Origin of the sequence: Streptomyces spinoverrucosus (genome assembly GCF_006539505.1) — a bacterium.
Classification (GTDB): domain Bacteria; phylum Actinomycetota; class Actinomycetes; order Streptomycetales; family Streptomycetaceae; genus Streptomyces; species Streptomyces spinoverrucosus.
Map to the genome: position 1 here is coordinate 35,373 of NZ_BJND01000040.1, position 21,614 is coordinate 56,986.

Below are 21,614 nucleotides of genomic sequence, written 5' to 3' on the forward strand. Positions count from 1 at the left end.
GCGCATGAGCGAGCCGACGTACCGCATCGAGGACCTCGCCCACCTCACGGGCACCACCGTCCGCACCATCCGCGCCTACCAGGACCGCGGCGTCCTCCTCCGCCCGGAACGCCGTGGCCGAGCCAACGCCTACACGGACGCGCACGTCACCCGCCTCCGCCAGATCGCCGACCTCCTGGACCGGGGCTACACCCTGGCCTCGATCAAGGAGCTGCTGGAGGCCCACGACTCCGGCCGCGGCCTCGGCGGGGTCCTCGGCCTGGTCGCCGAGGTGGACGGCCCATGGACCGACGAGGAGCCGTCCCGGATCACCCGCGCCGAACTGACCGACCGCTTCGGCGGCATCCCCGACGCCGCGGCGATCGCCCAGGCCGTCGAGCTGGGGGTACTGGAGCCCGTACCGGGCGACGAGGACGCGTTCGTCGTGCCGAGCCCTCAAGAGCTCGCCGTGGCCGTGGAGTTGCATGCGGCAGGAGTGCCGCTGTCCGCGCTCTCCGATCATCTGCGGGAGTTGAGGGCCCAGGTCGAGCACATCGCCTCCCGCTTCCTGGAGTTCACCACCGAGCACGTCTTCGCCCGCTACCTCGACGGACCCCACCGCCCGACGGACGCGGACGCGGCAGAAGCGGCCACTCTCGTACGACGGCTGCGCCCCCTGGCCCGTCAGACGGTGGACGCGGAACTCGCCCGCGCGATGCGGGTGTTGGCGTCCCGGCAGCTGCGCCGGCACCTCGGCGGAGGCGGGGCCGTGGAGGCGGGGGGCGAGACGCGACTGGTGCGGATACCGGCGGACACGATGCGGGCCGTGGAGGAGCTGGTTGGCGCGGAGCAGGCGGGTACGTTTGTCACTCTCGCCGCTGAACGGGAGGTTCGGGCGCGGGCCTTGGATTGCCTGGCGTCACGCGAGACAAAGACCCCCAAAAGTGACGAAAAGTGATGAAGCAGGTGGGTGCTTGTCCACAGCTCCGCCCATCTCCCTGTGGATAACTCCAGGTAGTTGTGGATCAAACCTCCCGAGCAAAATCAAGTGCGTGATCCGCGTCTCTCCCGGCACGCTGAAGGCATGGACGACAGACGCACCGTGAAGGTGTCGAAGTACCTCTCGAAGCACCTGCGCCACCAGCCGGAGCGCATCGGGCTCACCCTCGACGAGGGCGGCTGGGTCGAGGTCGACACACTGATCGCGGCGGCGGCCGCGCACGGGTTCCGGTTCACCCGCGAAGAGCTGGACCACGTGGTCGCGACGAACGACAAGAAACGCTTCGCCATCGAGGGCACCCGGATCCGCGCCAGCCAGGGCCACAGCATCGAGGTCGACCTCGGGTTGCCCCCGGCGACCCCACCGCCGTACCTCTACCACGGCACCGTGGCCGGCAACCTGGACGCGATCCGCGCCGAAGGGCTCAGGCCCATGAACCGCCACGACGTGCACCTCTCGGCCGACCGCGCGACCGCGACCCGGGTCGGCGCCCGCCGGGGCCGCCCCGTGGTGCTGGCCGTGGACGCGGGTGCGATGCACCGCGACGGCCATGTGTTCCAGGTCAGCGCGAACGGGGTGTGGCTGACGAAGGACGTACCGCCGCAGTACTTGCGCTTTCCCGAGCGGCACTGAGCCTGCGTGATCCCTGGTGTGGAGTTTGGTATGGACCACCTGCCCACGACCGAAGCCGCCGCACCGCCGCACGACGATGTGCCCGACTTCCTGGTCGTGCCGCTGCCGGGAGACCGTACGCACAAGGAGTTCATCCTGCTGATCACTCTGACGCCGTGGCTGAGCCGTCACGTGCGGTGACTGTTTCACGTGAAACACGCCAGGCCGCTTAGGCTCGGCTCCATGAGTCTGCGTCTGAGCACTGTGATCCTCCCGTACCGCCGCTGGCACGAGGGCAGCCGATCGGCCTGGCAGCGCGCGGAGCAGCTCGGTTTCCACACCGCGTACACCTACGACCATCTGTCCTGGCGCAGCTTCCGGGACGGCCCGTGGTTCGGCGCCGTACCGACGCTGACCGCCGCCGCGGCCGTCACCGACCGGATGCGGTTGGGCACCCTGGTGACCTCGCCGAACTTCCGGCATCCGGTGACCCTCGCCAAGGAACTGATCTCCCTCGACGACATCTCTGGCGGCCGGATCACGCTGGGTATCGGCGCGGGCGGCACCGGCTTCGACGCCACCGCGCTGGGGCAGGAGGCCTGGGCCCCGAAGGAGCGTGCCGACCGGTTCGCCGAGTTCGTGCCGCTGCTGGACCGGCTGCTCACCGAGGACGCGGTGTCGTACAAGGGCGACTACTACGCGGCGCACGAGGCGCGCAACATCCCCGGCTGTGTGCAGCGCCCCCGGCTGCCGTTCGCGGTGGCCGCCACCGGCCCGCGCGGGCTGAAGCTCGCAGCCCGCCACGGGCAGGCGTGGGTGACGACCGGCGATCCCAAGCTCTACACGGACGGCACGCCCGAGCAGTCGGTTCAGGCCATTCGGCGGCAGGCCGAGCGGCTCGCCGATGCCTGCGCCGCGATGGGCCGCGACATCTCCGGCATGGACAAGGTCCTGCTCACGGGCTTCACTCCGGACCGCAACCGGCCGCTGAAGTCCCTCGACGCGTTCGTGGACTTCGCGGGGCGGCACCAGGAGCTGGGCTTCACCGAGATCGTGATCCACTGGCCCATCCCCGACTCGGACTTCGCCGCGGAGCAGAAGGTGTTCGAGCAGATCGCGATGGAGGCACTGGCGCAGCTGGGCTGAGCCGAGCAGCCGTCGCTGGGCGCAACGGCACAGGTGGGCAGCGGTATCCACTCACCTGTGCGGACTCCCGCACGGCCGTGCAGGCATATGCGCGAGAATGGCCGGGTGACCTCAGCGACTCGACAGCCCGAGACCCCGGCCGCCGCAGTTCCGCCCCGGCTGATCGCCACCGACCTCGACGGCACCCTGCTCCGCGACGACAAGTCGGTGTCCCCACGCACGATCGCCGCCCTCGCGGCCGCCGAGGAGGCGGGCATTGAGGTCTTCTTCGTCACCGGCCGCCCGGCTCGCTGGATGGACGTCGTCAGCGACCACGTCCACGGTCACGGCCTCGCGATCTGCGGCAACGGCGCCGCCGTGGTCGACCTGCACGGCGGCCCCGGCACCCACCGGTTCGTGAAGGTGCGGGAGCTGGCACGGGAGAACGCGCTCGACGCCGTACGACTGCTGCGGGATGCGGCGCCCGGCACGGTGTACGCGGTGGAGCAGACGTACGGCTTCTACCAGGAGCCGGACTATCCGAAGCTGCACATGGAGGTCCCGGACGCCCTGGCGCCGGCCGAGCAGCTGCTGGCGCCGGACGCGCCCGGGGCGGGCGAGCCCGTGCTCAAGATCCTCGCCTATCACCCCGAGATCGACCCGGACGCCTTCCTCACGCTGGCCCGGCTCGCCATCGGCGAGCGCGCCAACGTCACCCGGTCCAGCCCCAGCGCCCTGCTGGAGATCAGCGGTCCCGGCGTCTCCAAGGCCAGCACGCTCGCCCTGTGCTGCGCCGAGCGCGGTATCTCCCACGAGGAGGTCGTCGCCTTCGGTGACATGCCCAACGACGTCGAGATGCTCACCTGGGCGGGCCAGTCGTACGCCATGGGCAACGCCCACCCGGACGTGATCGCCGCGGCGTCGGGCCGGACGGTCGCCAACAACGACGACGGGGTGGCGGTCGTGATCGAGCGGATGCTGGCGGAGCGGGTCTGATCGTCCGCGAGGGCGGTCAGACCCGCTCCGCCGTCGTATCGGACGTTGGCTCATCGGCGTCAGAGGTGGACCCCTCGTGCCGCCAGCCACGGCACCGGATCCACCCCCGACCCCAGTTCCGGAGTGACCCGTACCTCGAAATGCAGGTGAGGGCCGGTCGAGTTGCCGGTCGTACCGGACTGACCGATCCACTGACCCGGCGCCACGCGGGCCCCCTGGTCGACGGCGACCGAGGCGAGGTGGGCGTACTGCGTGTAGTAGCCGCCGGGGTGCGCGATCACGATCTGGATGCCGAAGGCGCCGCCGCAGGACACCTTCACGACCCGGCCACCGCCGACGGACCGCACCGGCGTGCCGATCGGCACCGCGAAGTCCTGCCCGGTGTGCCGGTTCGCCCACCTCGCACCGCCGCTGCCGAACCGCGCTGACAGCTGGTACGTCTTCACCGGCGCCACCCACCCGCGTTTGCGGGACACGTCCCGCTGGTGGAGGCGGACGGCACCCCGGCAGGTGCCCGACGCGGCGGAGGAGTCGGCCTCCGCCTGCAACCGCCGGCGGGCCTCCTCCAGTTTGCGCTCGATGTCCCGCTTCAGCGCCGCGAGCTCGGCGTTCCGCCGCTCCAGCGCCTTCCACTCCGCCGCGGCCTTGCCCTCGTCCGCCGCGAGCTTGGCCTGCGCACGACGGCTCCTGCTGATCGCGTTGTTGACAGCGAGGTCCGCCTTCGACACGGCGTGCTGTCGGCGGAGCAGTTCCTCAGGATTGTCGGCGAGGAGCATGCGTGCGGTGAGGGGGACGTCCCCGCCGCTGCGGTACTGGGCGCGCGCGATCCGGCCCAGGTCCTCGTGCAGGGCGGCGAGCTGCCGCCGTTCGCGGTCGAGGTGTGCGTCCAGCCGCTGAGCCCGCGCTCGATGCGCCTGGACCTGCCGCCGTCCCTGTTCGTACTGCCGCGTCGTCGCCGCCGCGTCCTCGTACAGCCGCGCCACCTCGGCGCTGACACCGGGATCGGCGCCGCCCCGGGCCGGGCTCCTCCCGGGCGTCTCGGTGGGCCGGGCCGCGAGCACGGCGAGCGCGCACAGCAGCGCCGGAACGAGCCAGCGGGGGCGGCGGGATGAGCGCATGTCAGCGATCCTGGCCCGCACGGCCTCTGTGGTCCTGTCGAAGTCGTACGCCTGGGGGACGTCGCGCACGGATGGAGCAGAGCGCTACGGCCGAACAGGGGGCGGTGCCCGGTGGTCTGACGGGGCGTTGGTCAGTACGGCGCCTGCCGCACCATCCTCAGGCCGCTGCGGACATCAGCAGCTCCGCCTCGGCCTCCCGTTCCGCCATGGCCCGCAACGGGCCCTCCACCACGGCCAGCTCCGCGTACGGTCCGCGCTGCACCACCCGTCCCTCGTCCAGCACGATCACCTCGTCGACGGCCTCCAGCCCGGCCAGCCGGTGCGTGATGAGCAGGGTCGTACGGCCCTCGGTGGCGGCCAGCAGGTCCGCGGTGAGCGCGTCGGCCGTCGGCAGGTCGAGGTGCTCGGCGGGCTCGTCGAGGACGAGGACGGGGAAGTCGGCCAGCAGCGCACGGGCCAGTGCCAGCCGCTGTCGCTGCCCGCCGGACAGCCGCGCCCCGTGCTCGCCGACCAGCGTGTCGAGCCCCTCGGGCAGGCCGTCGGCCCAGTCGAGCAGCCTGGCGCGCTGCAACGCGGCGCGCAGTTCGTCCTCGGTGGCGTCCTTCCTGGCGAGCAGCAGGTTCTCGCGCACCGAACTGTCGAAGAGGTGCGCGTCCTGCGCACACAACCCGACCAGCCGCCGTACGTCGTCACCCTCCAGGGCGTACGCGTCCACACCGGCGAGCGTGTACGAGCCGGCGTCCGCGTCCAGGAAGCGCAGCAGCACCTGCGCGAGCGTCGTCTTGCCGGACCCGGACGGGCCGACCACGGCGATCCGGCGCCCCTTGTCGAGCGTCAGGTCGAGCCCGGCGAGCGCGTCCCGGTCCTGTCCGGCGTGCCGGGCCGTCAGTCCCTTGACGACGATCGGGAACGGCGACGCGGGCGCCTGCCGCGGCCGCTCGGGTTCGCGTACGGGCTCGGGGGCGTCCAGCACCTCGTACACCCGCTCGGCGCTCTTGCGCACCCGCTGCCGGAACTGCACGGCGAGCGGCATCCCGAGCACGGCTTCGAAGGCGGCCAGCGGGGTGAGCACGACGACGGCCATCGCCACGCCGTTCAGCCGTCCGGCGGCGACCGCCTGGGCGCCCACGAGCGCGGCGGCCGTGACAGTCAGCCCGGAGATCAGCGCGGTGAGCCCGTCACCGATCGCGGTGGCGGTGGCGGCGCGCGAGGCGATCCGGGTGAGCGCGGTGTCGGCCTGCCGGGTCTCGGCGGTACGTGCGGGCAGGGCGCCGGCGACGGTGAGTTCCGCGGTGCCGGTGAGCAGGTCGGCCACGCGCGTCGCGAGTACCCCTCGGGCGGGGGCGAGCCTGCGTTCCGCGCGCCGCGCCACGGCGGCGGTGACCAGCGGGACGCCGGCGCCGGCCGCGAGCAGTCCGACGGCGAGCACCGTGCCAGCCTCGGGCAGCAGCCAGCCGGTGAAGCCGACGGCGGCCGTGGAGACGGCGACCGCGGCACCGGCGGGCAGCAGCCACCTGAGCCAGTAGTCCTGCAGGGCGTCCACATCGGCGACGAGCCGCGACAGCAGGTCGCCCCGGCGGGCCTGGCGGAGCCCGGCCGGCGCCAGCCGTTCCAGTCGGCGGTAGACGGCCACCCGGGTGTCGGCCAGCATCCGCAGCACCGCGTCGTGCGACACGAGCCGCTCGGCGTACCGGAACACGGCCCGCCCGATCCCGAAGGCGCGCGTCGCCGTTACGGCCACCATCAGATACAGCACGGGCGGCTGCTGCGAGGCCCGCGAGATGAGCCAGCCGGAGGTGGCCATGAGCCCGACGGCACTGCCGAGGGCGAGACTGCCGAGCAGCAGAGCCAGACCCAGCCGCCCGCGCCGGGCACCGGACAGGGCACGGACACGGGCCAGGACACCGGCATCGTCGCGTGTCGCGGGGGCGGCCTCGTGCGTGTCCCGAAGGGGCTCGGAGTCCGGGGCCGTCTCGATCGTCCCGCGAAGGGTCTCGGGGTGGTCCAGGCCCGTTTCGATCCTCCCGCGAAGGGCCTCGGGGTGGTCCAGGCCCGTTTCGATCGGCCGAGTGGCCTCCAGCGACAGCCCGGTGGCCACGCGAGCGGGGGAGACGGCCTCGTCGAGCCCCGCCGCCTGTTCCGCCCCGTCGAGCCGCGCCCCCCATTCCGCCCCGTCCAGCCGCACCACCCGGTCCGCCACGCCCAGCAGCGCCGGCCGGTGCACGACCAGCAGCACGGTCCGCCCGGCCGCCAACCGCCGTACCGCCGCGACGACTTCCGCCTCGGTCTCCCCGTCGAGCGCGGCCGTCGGCTCGTCGAGCAACAGCACGGGCCGGTCCGCGAGGAAGGCCCGGGCCAGCGCGAGGCGCTGCCGCTGCCCTGCGGACAGTCCGGCACCGTCCTCGCCGAGCACGGTGTCGACGCCCTGCGGGAGGGCGTCCACGAACGCGAGCGCTCCCGCGTCCGCCAACGCCCGGCGTACAGCGGCGTCGTCCGCGTCGGGGCGGGCCAGCCGTACGTTCTCGGCGATCGTCCCGGCGTACAGGTGCGGCCGCTGCGGCACCCAGGCGATCCGGGCCCGCCACTGCTCCAGATCGACCTCGGCGAGATCCACTCCCCCGATCCGCACGCGGCCCTCGGTCGGTCGCACAAACCCCAGCAGCGCGTTCAGCAGCGTCGACTTGCCCACACCGCTCGGCCCGACGAGCGCGACCGTCTCCCCGGGCTCGACGTCGAAGGTCACGTCGGACACGGCGTCCATGGCCCGCCCGGGGTACCGGACGGTGACGCCCTCGAAGGACAGCGCACCCGCCGGTGGGGTTCGGGTCCCCGACTCCGGCACCGGCGTCTGAAGGACCGAGAAGATCTCCTCGGCCGCGGCGAGCCCCTCGGCCGCCGCGTGGTACTGCGCACCCACCTGCCGCAGCGGCAGATACGCCTCGGGCGCGAGGATCAGGATGACCAGGCCGACGTACAGGTCCATCTCGCCGTGCACGAGCCGCATGCCGATGGTCACGGCGACCAGCGCGACCGAGATCGTGGCCAGCAGCTCCAGCGCGAACGACGACAAGAACACGATCCGCAGCGTGCGCATCGTCGCCTGCCGGTATTCGCCGGTGATCCGCTTGATCGACTCGGCCTGCGCCTTGGCCCGTCCGAACACCTTCAGGGTCGGCAGCCCCGCGACCACGTCCAGGAAGTGCCCGGACAGCCGGGACAGGAGCCGCCACTGACGGTCCATCCGGGACTGGGTGGCCCAGCCGATCAGCACCATGAAGATCGGGATGAGCGGCAGGGTGCCGACGATGATGGCGGCGGAGACCCAGTCCTCGGTGACGATCCGCGCCAGCACGGCCACCGGTACGACCACCGCGAGCCCCAGTTGCGGGAGATGGCGCGAGAAGTAGTCGTCGAGGGCGTCGATTCCGCGCGTGGCGAGGGCGACCAGCGACCCGGTGCGTTGCCCGCTCAGCCACCCGGGGCCCAGCTGCGCGGAACGCTCCAACAGCCGTCCCCGAAGCTCCGACTTCACCGCCGCGCTGGCCCGGTGCGCGGCGAGTTCGGTGAGCCAGGAGACCAGCGCACGGCCGCAGGCGACGGCCACCAACAGCATTAGGGGAGTGCGGAGTTCGGCGACGGACAGCCCGTGCTGGAACGCGCCGACGACCGTCTCGGCGATGAGCATGGCCTGGGCAATGACCAGTCCGGCGCCGATGGCGCCCAAGCCGACAACCGCCACCAGGAAGAGGCGGGTGGCGCGGGCGTAGCGCAGGAGACGCGGATCGATGGGTTTCACGTGAAACATGCCCTTCAGTCCCGTGGGGTGTGTTTCACGTGAAACACACCCCGGCCGGACTCAATGTGCGGCTTCGGCGATGTGCTGCGTACCGATCCGCTTACGGAACACCCAGTACGTCCAGGACTGGTAGAGCAAGACGATCGGTGTGGCGATCGCCGCGCACCAGGTCATGATCTTCAGGGTGTATGGGCTCGACGAGGCGTTGGTGACCGTCAGGCTCCAGGCGTCGTCGAGCGAGGACGGCATGACGTTCGGGAACAGCGACAGGAAGAGCATCGCGACGGCGGCGACGATGGTGACGCCGGAGAGCGCGAACGACCAGCCCTCGCGCCCCGCCTGGTTCGCCATCAGCGCGACGACCAGCGCGGCCACCGCCACCACCATGGCGACCAGGCTCTTGCCGTTCCCGCTCTCGACCTGCGTCCAGAGCAGGAAGACCACCGCCAGCGCGGCCGTGACAAGACCGACCTGGAAGGCCAGCTTGCGGGCCCGCTCCCGGATGTCCCCGACCGTCTTGAGTGCCGTGAACACCGCGCCGTGGAAGGTGAACAGCGTCAGCGTCACCAGACCACCGAGCAGCGCGTACGGGTTGAACAGATCCCAGAGGGTGCCGACGTACTCGAAGTTACGGTCGATCTTCACGCCCCCGACGATGTTGCCGAAGGCCACACCCCACATGAACGCCGGGATCAGTGAGCACCAGAAGATCGCGTGCTCCCAGTTGCGCTGCCAGTTCTCCTCGGGCCGCTTGACCCGGTACTCGAAGGCGACGCCCCGGACGATCAGGCAGACCAGGATGAGCAGCAGCGGCAGGTAGAAGCCCGAGAAGAGGGTCGCGTACCACTCGGGGAAGGCGGCGAACGTGGCGCCACCGGCCGACAGCAGCCACACCTCGTTGCCGTCCCACACCGGGCCGATCGTGTTGATCAGCACTCGCTTCTCGGGCCGGTTGCGGGCCAGCAGCTTGGTGAGGACACCGACCCCGAAGTCGAAGCCCTCCAGGAAGAAGTAGCCGGTCCACAGGACGGCGATCAGGACGAACCAGACGTCGTGCAGTTCCATGACTGTGCAGCTCCCTCGGCCTAGTACGAGAAGGCCATCGGCTTGTCGGCGTCACGCGCGTCGCCGCCGATCTTCGTGGGCGGGTTCAGGTCGGCCTCGGTGAGCTCGGGCGGGCCGGCCTTGACGTACTTCACGAGCAGCTTGACCTCGATCACGGCGAGGATGGCGTAGAGCGTCGTGAAGACGATCATCGACGTGAGGACCTCGGCCTGGGAGACGCCGGGGGAGACCGCGTCGCGGGTCTGGAACAGGCCGTAGACCACCCACGGCTGACGGCCCATCTCGGTGAAGATCCAGCCCCAGGCGTTGGCGATCAGCGGGAAGGCCATCGTCCAGAGCGCCACCAGCCAGTACAGGCGGGTGAGCCGCGGCCGGAGCGGCTTCCTCAGCAGCACCACATGCGGTACCTCGTCCTCCCCGGTTCGGTACGCGGCCGGCAGCAGGAACTTCTTCCGGGTGAGCCACAGCCCCAGCAGGCCGATGGAGAACGACGCCATACCGAAGCCGATCATCCAGCGGAAGCCCCAGTAGGCGACGGGGACGACGGGCTTGTAGTCACCGGGGCCGAACTTCTCCTGAAGGGCCTTGTTGGTGTCGTTGATGCCCGGCACGTACGACTCGAAGTCGCTGTGGGCCAGGAAGGAGAGCAGGCCGGGTATCTCCAGGGCCACCTTGTTGTGCCCCTTGTCGACGTCCCCGTACGCGAACACCGAGAAGGGCGCCGGCTTCTCGCCGTCCCACAGTGCCTCGGCCGCGGCCATCTTCATCGGCTGCTGCTCGTACATGACCTTGCCGAGGGTGTCTCCGCTGACCGCGGTGAGCAGGCCGCCGACCGCCACGGTGACCAGGCCGAGTCGGAGGGACGTCCGCATCACCGGGATGTGCTTCTTGCGCATCAGGTGGAAGGCGGCGATGCCCACCATGAAGGCGCCGCCCGTCAGGAAGGCCGCGGAGAAGCTGTGGAAGACCTGGTTGAGCGTGGTGTTCTGGGTCAGCACGGCCCAGAAGTCGGTGAGCTCGGCCCGCCCCTTCTCTTCGTTGATCCGGTAGCCGACCGGGTGCTGCATCCACGAGTTCGCGGCGAGGATGAAGTACGCCGACAGCAGCGTGCCGATCGAGACCATCCATATGCAGGCCAGGTGGATCTTCTTCGGCAGCTTGTCCCAGCCGAAGATCCACAGGCCGATGAAGGTGGACTCGAAGAAGAAGGCGATGAGGGCCTCGAAGGCCAGGGGCGCGCCGAAGACATCACCGACGAAGCGCGAGTAGTCGGACCAGTTCATGCCGAACTGGAACTCCTGCACGATGCCGGTGACGACACCCATGGCGATGTTGATCAGGAAGAGCTTGCCCCAGAACTTGGTCGCCCTGAGGTACTTCTCCTTCTCGGTGCGCACCCAGGCGGTCTGCAGGCCGGCCGTGAGGGCGGCGAGCGAGATCGTCAGGGGGACGAACAGGAAGTGATAGACGGTGGTGATGCCGAACTGCCATCGCGCCAGAGTCTCCGGCGCCAAAGCCAATTCCACGTCGTCTCTCCTTACATCGCCGTGGACACTGCGGCAGTTTGCCCCTTTTGCCCAACAGATCCCAGGGAAACCGGGGTCGCTTGTGAACGCGTTCACATTCACAAGCCATTATGACGCACAGATTCTCGACACCCCAAGGGGGGTCCTGTTACTTGCGTCAACCCTTGGCAGTAACTTCAACATATTGTTGAATCACCGCTATGCAGACGCAGCCGACACAGATCCGGATCTCCTGGCCCGCGGGTCACCTCACCGCGAGCCTCCACGACACCCCGACCACGCAGGCCCTCATCAAGGCGCTGCCGCTCGCCTCCACCGCACGCACCTGGGGCGAGGAGGTCTACTTCGACACGGGCGTCGCCGTTTCACGTGAAACGGACGCACGGCAGGTCGTCGAGCCCGGCACGGTGGCCTTCTGGACCGACGGCGACGCCCTCGCGCTCCCCTACGGGCCCACGCCCGTCTCCCGAGGCGACGAGTGCCGCCTCGCCGGCCCGTGCAACATCCTCGGCCGCGTCGACGGCGATCCCCGCCTCCTGGCGTCGGTCCACGACGGCGACCCGATCCGGGTGGAGGTCGTGGACGCCTGAGCGCGGGCATGATTCCCAGGGACCGGGCGACCGCCCTTGACTGCGTCGCCGCGGTCGCCGCCTCGCCCTGCCTCAGAGCTCCTTCCGGAACCCTTCCGTCACCTTCAGGAAGATGTCGTTCCCTTCGGCCTCCCCGATTGTCACGCGCACACCCTCGCCCGGGAACGGCCGCACGATGACCCCCGCCTGCTCGCACGCCGCCGCGAAGGCGACCGTGCGCTCCCCCAGCGGCAGCCAGACGAAGTTGGCCTGGGTCTCGGGGACCGTCCAGCCCTGCTCACGCAGCCCGTCGACCACGCGGTTGCGCTCACACACCAGCGACCCGACCCGGCCGAGCAGCTCGTCCTCGGCGCGCAGTGAGGCGATCGCCGCCTCCTGCGCCAGCCGGCTCACCCCGAAGGGCACCGCCGTCTTGCGCAGCGCATCCGCCACGGGCTCGTGCGCGATGGCAAACCCGACGCGCAGACCGGCCAAGCCGTACGCCTTCGAAAACGTCCGCAAGACACAGACGTTGGGCCGCTCGCGGTACAGCTCGCAGCCGTCCGGCACCTCGGGATCGCGGATGAACTCGCGGTACGCCTCGTCGAGCACGACCAGCACATCACCCGGCACCCGGTCCAGGAAGCGCTCCAGTTCGGCCCGCCGTACGGCCGTGCCGGTGGGGTTGTTGGGGTTGCAGACGAAGATCAGCCGCGTCCGGTCCGTGATCGCGTCCGCCATCGCGTCCAGGTCGTGCACGGCCCCCGGCGTCAGCGGCACCCGCACGGACGTGGCACCACTGATCTGCGTGATGATCGGGTACGCCTCGAAGGAGCGCCAGGCGTAGATCACCTCGTCGCCGGGCCCGCTCGTGGACTGCACCAGCTGCTGGGCGACCCCGACCGAGCCGGTGCCGGTGGCCAGATGGGACGCGGGGACGCCGAAACGGTCGGACAGCTCGTTCACCAGGTCCGTGCAGAACATGTCCGGGTAGCGGTTGAAGGACGAGGCGGCGGCCGTCACGGTCTCCATCACGCCGGGCAGCGGCGGATAGGGGTTCTCGTTGGAGGACAGCTTGTAGGCGACCGGCCGGTCGGCCGCGGCCGGCCGGCCCGGCTTGTAGGTGGGGATTCCCTCCAACTCCGCGCGCAGCTTGGGGCTCGTCTCGCTCACCGCAGTCCTCCTCGCGACCACCGGCGGCCCCTGACCGCCGCCGGCTTCCAATGCTTCTCACCTTATGAGGATTCGGCGCCACTGCGTATGGGTGGGACAGACCCCATCAGCCAGACCCCATCAGTCTCATCAGCATCATGGGCATCACCGCATGAAGGCGCACGAATCGGGGGGCGCGCCACACATATATCTACGCGCCGGTGGCTCACGCCGTAGCGCGCATCCCCCGGTCAGGTGAGTTGAGACCTCTTCGAAACATCGGGGTCTTGGCAGGCTCGTGCGCGCCGACAAGCCACGTACTGCGCCAGAGGGCTGCAACTCCCTTGTTATCCAAGGCATTTGACACCCTTTGACCTTGCAGAAACGTGCCTGTCAACGGGTGCATATGCGTCCGCACTACCCCACCGCATGAGCCCTACTATCGGCTCGCCATGACAGCAGCAGGGAAGCACCAGGTGAGCCGCGCGGAAACCTCTCGTCGAGGCAGTCGGCCGGGCCGGGCGGGCATCAGAGATGTGGCCGCCGCCGCCGGGGTCTCCATCACGACCGTCTCCGACGCACTCAACGGCAAGGGCCGGCTCCCGGACGCCACCCGACGCCATGTCCGTGAGGTCGCCGACCGGCTGGGCTACCGCCCGTCGGCCGCGGCCCGAACGCTCCGTACCGGCAAGTCCGGACTGATCGGCCTGACCGTGACGACGTACGGGGATGAACCTTTCACCTTCACGGAGTTCGCGTACTTCGCCGAGATGGCCCGCGCCGCCACCTCGGCCGCGCTCGCCCGCGGCTACGCCCTCGTCATCCTGCCCGCGACCTCCCGCCACGACGTGTGGTCGAACGTCGCCCTCGACGGCACCGTTGTCATCGACCCCTCCGACCACGATCCAGTCGTCAGCGAACTGGTCAGGCAAGGTTTACCGGTCGTCTCCGACGGCCGCCCGGCCGGCGCGCTCCCGGTCACGGCCTGGGTCGACAACGACCACGAGGCCGCGGTGCTCGGCATCCTCGACCACCTCGCCGACGCCGGCGCCCGCCGGATCGGCCTGCTGACCGGGACCACGACCGACACCTACACACACCTGTCCACCACGGCGTACCTGCGCTGGTGCGAACGTGTCGGCCAGGACCCGGTCTACGAGGCGTACCCGGCGCACGATCCCTGCGCGGGCGCCGTCGCCGCCGACCGCCTGCTCGCCCGACCCGACCGGCCGGACGCCGTCTACGGCCTGTTCGACCCGAACGGCACCGACCTGCTCGCCGCCGCCCGTCGCTACGGGCTGCGCGTACCGGACGATCTGCTGCTGGTCTGCTGCAGCGAGTCGACCGTTTACGCCAACACCGAGCCGCCCATCACCACGCTTTCCCTGAAGCCGCGCCGGATCGGCACGGCCGTGGTCCAGCTGCTCATCGACGCCATCGAGGGCGTCGAGTCGGACCGGCCGGTCGAGCAGGTCATACCTACCGAGCTGATCGTGCGCACCTCGTCGCAGCGGCGCTCCCCGCGCACCACGGTCAGCCCACCGCGGACGCCCGACTAGGACCTGTCGTTCGGATCAGGTCGGCTGAGAGAAACCACGCCTTTCAGCCGACCCGAGCGCGTGCCAGACTCCGCGACGTCGGCATGATCCAAACGACAGACCATAGGGCTGAAGCACCACACAGGGGTGACGCGGCACGCTCATCGGGCCGGTGAAAGCCCGGCCCAATCGGGGCGAAAGCCGCGGTGAACCGGAGTCCCGCCCGATTCACTACCCCTGGGTCATCACATGGCGCGATCCGCATTCCTATGATGGGCCCACGACACCGCGGGCCGCTGCGACCAGGCAGTCCGATGCGGTGCAGATGCGGCGCGATGGTGGAGGGGTCGATGACTCAGGGGGCCGGTCAGGGACCCGAGGTGGAGCGGACGGCGACGCTGCGCGACTTCCGGGTGCCCGCTTACGTCCACGAGACCGGTCCGTACGTCCACAGCGCGCACCCCGGCGACGTCGTGAGCCCCGTCGCCGAGCCGGTGGACTACCCGCAGGAGTACACGCCCACGGAGCGCGACCTGCCCGTCATCAACCGGGGTGACACGGTTCAGGTGACCGTCGATCCGCTGGCCGTGCCGGCCCCGCAGCCGCAGCCCACCACCGGCCCCGGGCCCCTGTACGTCGTGGGCGACGTACACGGCTATCTCGACGAGTTGGTGGCCGCGCTGCAGGAGAAGGGCCTCATCGACACCGCCGGCCAGTGGTCTGCGGGGACCACCCGGCTGTGGTTCCTGGGCGACTTCACCGACCGCGGCCCGGACGGCATCGGCGTGATCGACCTCGTGATGCGGCTGTCCGCCGAGGCCGCCGCGGCCGGCGGCTACTGCAAGGCCCTGATGGGCAACCACGAACTGCTCCTGCTCGGCGCCAAGCGGTTCGGCGACACGCCCGTCAACTCCGGCGCGGGCACCGCCACCTTCCAGGCCGCCTGGCTGCTCAACGGCGGGCAGAAGACCGACATGGACCGGCTCCAGGACCACCATCTGCAGTGGATGGCCCGCCTCGACGCGCTCGTCGAGATCGACGGCCATCTGCTCGTCCACTCGGACACCACCGCCTATCTCGACTACGGCGACTCCATCGAGGCCGTCAACGACAACGTCCGCGAGGCCCTCACCCGTAATGACGCGGACGAGGTCTGGGACCTGTTCCGCAAGTTCACCAAGCGCTTCTCCTTCCGCGACGAGGGCGGCGCCGACGCCGTACGCTCACTGCTCGATACGTACGGCGGCACCCGTATCGTTCACGGCCACAGCCCCATTCCCTACCTGCTCGGCGAGGTCGGCTCCGAGGACGGCGAGGACGGCAGCGGCCCGGCCGTCGAGGGACCGCACGTCTACGCCGAGGGCCTCGCCATCGCCATGGACGGTGGGGTGACCATGGCCGGAAAGCTACTGGTCCAGCAACTTCCCCTGGATATCTGAGCGTTCCCGGGGCAGGCGTATCCCGACGGCGGACCGGCGCACGACGGCGCAGGCCAGGGGTCAATTTCTTCAAACCCCCTGTCACGGCGCACCGTCACCGCTCTACCATCGCCTTATCCGTAGCAGGCTCCCCTCCGTTTCTGCCCGACGGCTCGTCAGCGTGCGAGCCCCAAGCCCTACGGAGCATCGGGGGATGCACATGAACAGCGTTCCGCAGCACCTGTTGAGCGAGGACCGCCAGGAATACGAGCGGCTCCTCGATGAGGCGCTGCGCTCCGCACACCACCGACCGGAACTGGCCGCTGTGGGACAGCGGCTCAACCCCGAACAACTGCGCACCATGGCGCTCAACGCCACCGCACTCATCACGGCGGCCGCGGCGACCGAGTACCAGTACTACGTCAAGGTCCGCGAGGAACTGCGCCGCCCGGCGCCGTCCACCCCGTCGACCGCCCGCGAGTCCGGTTCCACCGAGCCGGGCACGGGCGCCGTGGGGCTCGCCACCACCATGGGAGAGGCCGCCGCCGAGACCGTCGGCGCGGGCGCCGTCGCCATCCTCGCGGTCCTGGCGCCGGTCCTGGCCGGCACGGCCGCGGTGATCTTCCTGCTCGTCGGCTACACCCTGAAGATGCTCGACCCCGAGCCGGGCATCGCCCAGACCATGGTCACCACCGGATGGGTGTTCGGCGCCGTGACCGCGGTCGCGATCCTGCTCGCCGCCGTGGGTCTGCTGCTCACCGCACTGCGCAACCGGCCCGCGCGCGAATCCGGGCCGTACGGCGAACTCGGCGGCGAGGTGGCCAGGGCCAGGGAGGCCTGGCGCCAGGCCCTGCTGGAGAACGGCATCCTGCCGTTCCTCCGGGAGGCGCTCACCGCCCCAGGTCCGGCCGCACTGCACCGTACGGCTCCGACGATCCCGACCAGTCGTATGCCGCACCTGGGCTACGACCGCCCGGGCTTCACCAGCCCCGGTGACGGCCCGTCGGGCGCACGCCCGAGCTTCACCAGCCCGGACTACACCAGCCCGGACTTCGGAGGCCCGGACCACAAGCCGGAATGACCTGCGGCTTGCGCCCCCACCCGGGTGCGCAAGCCGTCGATCCGGCGGTATCGGTGCGCTGTCGTGTGCGGGCTGCTCCGAGACGACGACGGGGCCGCGTGGCCTCGGCGACGCGACCTTCGCGCCCCCGTCGAGTCGTCTCGGCTCAGTCCGCGATCGGCAGATACACCCGGTTACCGGCCGCCGCGAACTCCTTGGACTTCTGAGCCATGCCCTGCTCGATCTCTGCCTGGCTACCGCCGTGTTCGCGGCGGATGTCCTGGGAGATCTTCATCGAGCGAAGGATGATCCCTCACAGGCAGTGCCATACCGGGATGGCATGGTGCCGGCCATGGACATCGACCGGTTCTGGCAGCTCATCGAATCCGCGCGTTCTTCCGCGGCCACCGTCGGCAAGCCGCTCGACGAGGTGCTGGTGAGCCTGCTCGCCGACCGCCAGCCCCAGGAGATCCTTGCGTACGCCGCGAGGTTCGACGAGGTGCATGACGGCCTGTACCGGTGGGACGTCTGGGCCGCCGCGTACCTCATAGGCGGTGGTTGCTCCGACGACGGCTTCATCGACTTCCGAGCGGGGGTGATCGCCCTCGGCCGCGAGTGGTACGAGCGCACCACCGCAGAGCCGGACAGCCTTGCCGAGCATCCTGCCGTGGTGGTGGCGACGTCGGCTCACCACGACGAGGCCCTGTTCTACGAAGCCATGAACTACACGGCTTCCAGCGCCTTCGAACGCCTCACCGGCGACCCGGATGCCTTCTACGAAGCCTGGGCCGGGTACCTGCCCGCTGATGAAGAGGGACGCGCGGAAGCGGACATGGGCGAAGACTTCGACTTCGACGACGCCGAGGAGATGCACCGGCGGCTCCCCGCCTCGCGCGGCTCCATCTCGGACCGAGCGGCTAGATGTAGTCGAAGTACCGAATCCACCAATCGACTCGGTCCCCGGGGCGGTACGTGGCCAGGGGACTCAGTCCGTCGTACGGACGGGTGAGCAGGCGCTCGGGGATCGGCACGTAGCCCAGGTCCGTGAGAGCACGCTCGACTCTGCGCAGGTCGGTGACGTCGAGCGCGCCTGCCTCCACCGCCTCATCGGCATCGGAGTAGACGCCCGGGTTCTCTGCGGCTACGACTGCCATCGATCCGAAGTTGCTGACCAAGACGACGATCCGCTCCCCGCGTGCTGTGGCCTCCGCCGGCACTTCGACCCTGGCGTGCAGGCTCGCGTCCTGCACCTGGCGATCGGCTGTGCATCGGGTGTTGAAGTCGGCGTCCAGCCTGGCTACCAGTTGATCGAACAGCGCGCGCGTCGCCGCGTGGTCGTAGCCAGGTGGATGCTCCACCAGCTCTGGATCGTCCAGGCGGTGAAGGAGGGCGTTCAGGTCGGCATCGCTGTACGTCATCTGCCCAGGATGGCGAAACAGCCACAAGCACACGGCTCGGTCCTGCGGTCAGTGCGCCAGCGGCAGGTAGACACGGTTGCCGGAAGCCGCGAACTCCTTGGACTTCTCCAGCATCCCGGCCTCGATCTCCTCCGGAGTGGCGTCCGCCTCGCCGCCGAACTGCTCTGTGATGCTTCTGCTGATCTTCATCGAGGACGACTTCACTCCGGACTCAGCCGCACCCGCAAGGGATGCACGCAAATCACCGGGCTGCGTGGATAGAACAGAGCTCTACCGAGCGTCGTCCCATTGTCGTACCGGGGTGGCACAGTGCAGCATCATGAACATTGACCGGTTCTGGAACATCATCGAATCCGCACGTTCTGCGGCCGGCGCCTCCGGCGGGCTCTTCGACCAGGCGCTGGTGGAGCTCCTCGCCGGTTGCCCTTCCCAGGAGATCCTTGAGTATGCCGAGCGGTTCGATGAGGTACATGACGCTCTGTACCGCTGGGATGTCTGGGCGGCGGCATACCTCATCGGCGGCGGCTGCTCCGACGACAGTTTCGTGGACTTCCGAGCGGGAGTAATCGCACTCGGGCGGGACTGGTACGAGCGCACGGCTCTGGATCCGGACAGCCTCGCCGGGCACCCCACCGTCATTGAAGCTGTAAGTACCCACCGCGACGAGGTGCTCTTCTACGAAGACGTGAACTACGCCGCCAGCGGCGCATTTGAACGCCTTACAGGAAACCCGGATGCCTTCTACGAGGCCTGGGCTGAGTACCGGACATCTGATGAGCAGGACAGCGACGCAGCGGACATGGGGGAAGACTTCGACTTCGACGACGCGGATGAGATGCATCGGCGACTGCCCCGTCTGGCAAGGCTATACCTCGGAGCCGACGACTAGGGGAGTCGCAATCCGCACCCTCCAAGCGGAGCAGGACGACCCGCGACTGCTCGAAGAGGCGCGGGCCGTTCTGTAGGGCTCCGACTATTCCGCCAGTGGCAGGTACACCCGGTTCCCGCTCGCCGCGAACTCCTTCGACTTCTGCAGCATCCCCGCGGCGATCTCCTCCGGCGACGCCCCCTCAGCCGCAGCACCGAACCGCTCTGTGATGCTTTGGCTAATCTTCATCGAGCAGAACTTCGGCCCGCACATCGAGCAGAAGTGCGCCGTCTTGGCGGGCTCGGCCGGGAGGGTCTCGTCGTGGAACTCACGTGCCGTGTCCGGGTCGAGGGCGAGGTTGAACTGGTCCTCCCACCGGAATTCGAAGCGGGCGTCGGACAGCGCGTCGTCCCATTCCTGCGCACCGGGGTGCCCCTTGGCGAGGTCGGCTGCGTGAGCGGCGATCTTGTAGGTGATGACGCCGGTCTTGACATCGTCGCGGTTGGGCAGGCCCAGGTGCTCCTTGGGCGTGACGTAGCAGAGCATGGCCGTGCCCCACCAGGCGATCATCGCGGCACCGATGCCGGAGGTGATGTGGTCGTACGCCGGCGCGACGTCCGTCGTCAGCGGGCCGAGCGTATAGAACGGAGCTTCATCGCAGATCTCCTGCTGAAGGTCGATGTTCTCCTTGATCTTGTGCATCGGGACATGTCCCGGGCCCTCGATCATGGTCTGCACGTTGAAACGCTTCGCGATCCGGTTGAGTTCCCCGAGTGTCCTCAACTCCGCGAACTGTGCTTCGTCGTTGGCGTCCGCGATCGAGCCGGGGCGCAGCCCGTCGCCCAGCGAGTACGTGACGTCGTAGGCGGCGAGGATCTCGCAGAGTTCCTCGAAGTTCTCGTACAGGAACGACTCCTTGTGGTGCGCCAGGCACCACGCCGCCATGATCGAGCCGCCGCGCGAGACGATGCCGGTCTTGCGGTTGGCGGTGAGCGGCACGTACGCCAGGCGTACGCCCGCGTGGACCGTCATGTAGTCCACGCCCTGCTCGGCCTGCTCGATGACCGTGTCCTTGTAGATCTCCCAGGTCAGCTCCTCGGCCTTGCCGTCGACCTTCTCCAGCGCCTGGTAGAGCGGCACCGTGCCGATGGGGACGGGGGAGTTGCGCAGCACCCACTCGCGGGTGGTGTGGATGTTGCGGCCGGTGGACAGGTCCATGACCGTGTCGGCGCCCCAGCGGGTCGCCCAGGTCATCTTCTCGACCTCCTCCTCGATGGAGGACGTCACCGCCGAGTTGCCGATGTTGGCGTTGACCTTCACCAGGAACCGCTTGCCGATGATCATCGGCTCGATCTCCGGGTGGTTGACGTTCGCGGGCAGTACGGCCCGGCCCGCCGCGATCTCCTCCCGTACGACCTCGGGCGAGATGTTCTCCCGGATGGCCACGTACTCCATCTCGGGCGTGATCTCGCCCCGGCGGGCGTACGCCAGCTGCGTGACCGCCTGTCCGTCGCGGCTGCGGCGCGGCAGACGTGGGCGGCCGGGGAAGACCGCGTCGAGGTTGCGCAGCCCGCCGCGCGGCGAGGTGTGCTTGATTCCGTCGTCCTCGGGACGGACGGGACGGCCCGCGTACTCCTCCGTGTCACCGCGGGCAATGATCCAGTTCTCCCGCACCGGCGGCAGGCCGCGCCGGACGTCGGTGTCGACGAGTGGATCGGTGTACGGGCCGGAGGTGTCGTACAGCGTGACCGACTGCCCGTTGGTGAGGTGCACCTGGCGGACCGGCACGCGCAGGTCGGGGCGTGAGCCCTCGACGTACGCCTTGTGCCAGCCGATGGACTTCCCGGCCTCGCCGTTGCTCGCGTCGTTGGTCGCGTTCTGGGTGGAGGCAGGCGTGCGTGCGTCCTTGTTGGCCATGAGACCTATCTCCCTACGCCGGCATTACCCGGTAACAGGTTCGGCGGTCGACGCAGCGGTTTCCGTCTGTCGGCGTTTCATGGGAAACATCACTCGGGCCGAGTCATGTTCCACGTGAAACATCGCGAAGACGGAGGTCAGCGCCCTCTCAGCCCGGTGCTCCGAGCTCCCGCGTGTACAAAGGTGCCCCCACGCTAGCGTCAATTCGGGCGCGGTGAACAGAGGGCCCCGGTCGTTCTTGCGATGATCGGTCGGTGACCACGAATCAGCAGCCCCCGTTCCCGCCGCACGAACCGCCGCGCGGAACCGGCTCCGGCATGGGGTCGGGAAGCGGCTCGGGCATGGGTGGGGGTGGTACTTCAGGCAGAGGACCGGGCATGGGGCGGGGTGACGCTCCTGGCACGGGGGCGGGCCTGGGGCGGGCTGACGCTCCTGGCACGGGGCCGGGTCGTGAATC

General features: G+C 69.6%; 19 protein-coding genes and 1 pseudogene. 11 read left to right on the top strand and 9 right to left on the bottom strand.

Annotation, left to right across the window (positions count from 1 at the left end):
* Positions 1 to 4 precede the first annotated feature (4 nt).
* The 5 genes from SSP24_RS25840 to SSP24_RS25855 all read left to right on the top strand — a co-directional run bounded on the left by SSP24_RS25840 (position 5) and on the right by SSP24_RS25855 (position 3,712).
* A complete protein-coding gene (locus SSP24_RS25840) occupies positions 5 to 937 on the top strand; it encodes a MerR family transcriptional regulator (RefSeq protein ID WP_141312096.1) in 933 nt (310 codons plus the stop codon).
* Between the two features lie 126 nt (positions 938 to 1,063).
* Complete coding sequence (locus SSP24_RS25845; protein WP_141312097.1) at positions 1,064 to 1,612, top strand: RNA 2'-phosphotransferase; 549 nt, start codon at positions 1,064 to 1,066, stop codon at positions 1,610 to 1,612.
* 30 nt (positions 1,613 to 1,642) lie between these two features.
* Positions 1,643 to 1,792 (top strand): hypothetical protein, encoded by a 150-nt coding sequence (locus SSP24_RS43025; RefSeq protein ID WP_167529702.1) that lies wholly within the window; start codon positions 1,643 to 1,645, stop codon positions 1,790 to 1,792.
* A gap of 42 nt (positions 1,793 to 1,834) precedes the next feature.
* On the top strand, positions 1,835 to 2,737 hold the full coding sequence (locus tag SSP24_RS25850) for an LLM class flavin-dependent oxidoreductase (RefSeq protein WP_141312098.1): 903 nt from the start codon (positions 1,835 to 1,837) through the stop codon (positions 2,735 to 2,737).
* Positions 2,738 to 2,824: 87 nt separating this feature from the next.
* Positions 2,825 to 3,712 (top strand): Cof-type HAD-IIB family hydrolase, encoded by an 888-nt coding sequence (locus tag SSP24_RS25855; RefSeq protein WP_174864708.1) that lies wholly within the window; start codon positions 2,825 to 2,827, stop codon positions 3,710 to 3,712.
* A gap of 59 nt (positions 3,713 to 3,771) precedes the next feature.
* Here SSP24_RS25855 and SSP24_RS25860 read toward each other — a convergent pair whose 3' ends face one another.
* The 4 genes from SSP24_RS25860 to SSP24_RS25875 all read right to left on the bottom strand — a co-directional run bounded on the left by SSP24_RS25860 (position 3,772) and on the right by SSP24_RS25875 (position 11,217).
* A complete protein-coding gene (locus tag SSP24_RS25860; protein WP_141312147.1) occupies positions 3,772 to 4,830 on the bottom strand; it encodes a murein hydrolase activator EnvC family protein in 1,059 nt (352 codons plus the stop codon).
* A 157-nt stretch (positions 4,831 to 4,987) separates the two neighbouring features.
* Positions 4,988 to 8,635 (bottom strand): thiol reductant ABC exporter subunit CydD, encoded by a 3,648-nt coding sequence (gene cydD, locus SSP24_RS25865; RefSeq protein ID WP_141312100.1) that lies wholly within the window; start codon positions 8,633 to 8,635, stop codon positions 4,988 to 4,990.
* Between the two features lie 51 nt (positions 8,636 to 8,686).
* Positions 8,687 to 9,691, bottom strand: a complete 1,005-nt coding sequence (cydB, locus tag SSP24_RS25870) for a cytochrome d ubiquinol oxidase subunit II (protein ID WP_141312101.1) — start codon at positions 9,689 to 9,691, stop codon at positions 8,687 to 8,689.
* Between the two features lie 20 nt (positions 9,692 to 9,711).
* On the bottom strand, positions 9,712 to 11,217 hold the full coding sequence (locus tag SSP24_RS25875; protein ID WP_141312102.1) for a cytochrome ubiquinol oxidase subunit I: 1,506 nt from the start codon (positions 11,215 to 11,217) through the stop codon (positions 9,712 to 9,714).
* Positions 11,218 to 11,417: 200 nt separating this feature from the next.
* Here SSP24_RS25875 and SSP24_RS25880 point away from each other — a divergent pair, with 200 nt between their 5' ends.
* Positions 11,418 to 11,807, top strand: coding sequence for a cyclophilin-like fold protein (locus SSP24_RS25880; RefSeq protein WP_141312103.1), 390 nt, complete (start codon positions 11,418 to 11,420; stop codon positions 11,805 to 11,807).
* A 72-nt stretch (positions 11,808 to 11,879) separates the two neighbouring features.
* Here SSP24_RS25880 and hisC read toward each other — a convergent pair whose 3' ends face one another.
* On the bottom strand, positions 11,880 to 12,959 hold the full coding sequence (gene hisC, locus SSP24_RS25885; protein ID WP_141312104.1) for a histidinol-phosphate transaminase: 1,080 nt from the start codon (positions 12,957 to 12,959) through the stop codon (positions 11,880 to 11,882).
* Between the two features lie 431 nt (positions 12,960 to 13,390).
* Between hisC and SSP24_RS25890 the strand changes: the two genes are divergently transcribed.
* The 3 genes from SSP24_RS25890 to SSP24_RS25900 all read left to right on the top strand — a co-directional run bounded on the left by SSP24_RS25890 (position 13,391) and on the right by SSP24_RS25900 (position 16,975).
* Complete coding sequence (locus SSP24_RS25890) at positions 13,391 to 14,497, top strand: LacI family DNA-binding transcriptional regulator (RefSeq protein WP_141312105.1); 1,107 nt, start codon at positions 13,391 to 13,393, stop codon at positions 14,495 to 14,497.
* A gap of 314 nt (positions 14,498 to 14,811) precedes the next feature.
* Positions 14,812 to 15,915 (top strand): metallophosphoesterase, encoded by a 1,104-nt coding sequence (locus tag SSP24_RS25895; protein ID WP_244951800.1) that lies wholly within the window; start codon positions 14,812 to 14,814, stop codon positions 15,913 to 15,915.
* A gap of 193 nt (positions 15,916 to 16,108) precedes the next feature.
* Entirely contained in the window at positions 16,109 to 16,975 is an 867-nt protein-coding gene (locus SSP24_RS25900; protein ID WP_141312107.1) for a hypothetical protein, read from the top strand.
* A 145-nt stretch (positions 16,976 to 17,120) separates the two neighbouring features.
* Here the strand turns inward: SSP24_RS25900 and SSP24_RS44290 are convergent.
* A pseudogene (locus SSP24_RS44290) lies at positions 17,121 to 17,252 on the bottom strand (thiamine biosynthesis protein ThiC); the annotation flags it as partial.
* 54 nt (positions 17,253 to 17,306) lie between these two features.
* Between SSP24_RS44290 and SSP24_RS25905 the strand changes: the two are divergent.
* Entirely contained in the window at positions 17,307 to 17,963 is a 657-nt protein-coding gene (locus SSP24_RS25905) for a DUF4240 domain-containing protein (protein ID WP_141312108.1), read from the top strand.
* Here SSP24_RS25905 and SSP24_RS25910 read toward each other — a convergent pair.
* A complete protein-coding gene (locus SSP24_RS25910; RefSeq protein WP_141312109.1) occupies positions 17,872 to 18,372 on the bottom strand; it encodes a hypothetical protein in 501 nt (166 codons plus the stop codon). The genes SSP24_RS25905 and SSP24_RS25910 overlap by 92 nt on opposite strands.
* Positions 18,373 to 18,420: 48 nt before the next feature.
* Positions 18,421 to 18,561, bottom strand: a complete 141-nt coding sequence (locus SSP24_RS43030) for a hypothetical protein (RefSeq protein WP_167529703.1) — start codon at positions 18,559 to 18,561, stop codon at positions 18,421 to 18,423.
* 130 nt (positions 18,562 to 18,691) lie between these two features.
* On the opposite strand from SSP24_RS43030, the gene SSP24_RS25915 reads away from it, so the two are divergent.
* Positions 18,692 to 19,261, top strand: a complete 570-nt coding sequence (locus SSP24_RS25915) for a DUF4240 domain-containing protein (protein WP_141312110.1) — start codon at positions 18,692 to 18,694, stop codon at positions 19,259 to 19,261.
* An 84-nt stretch (positions 19,262 to 19,345) separates the two neighbouring features.
* On the opposite strand, the gene thiC is transcribed toward SSP24_RS25915, so the two are convergent.
* On the bottom strand, positions 19,346 to 21,157 hold the full coding sequence (thiC, locus tag SSP24_RS25920; RefSeq protein ID WP_141312111.1) for a phosphomethylpyrimidine synthase ThiC: 1,812 nt from the start codon (positions 21,155 to 21,157) through the stop codon (positions 19,346 to 19,348).
* Between the last annotated feature and the right edge of the window lie 457 nt (positions 21,158 to 21,614).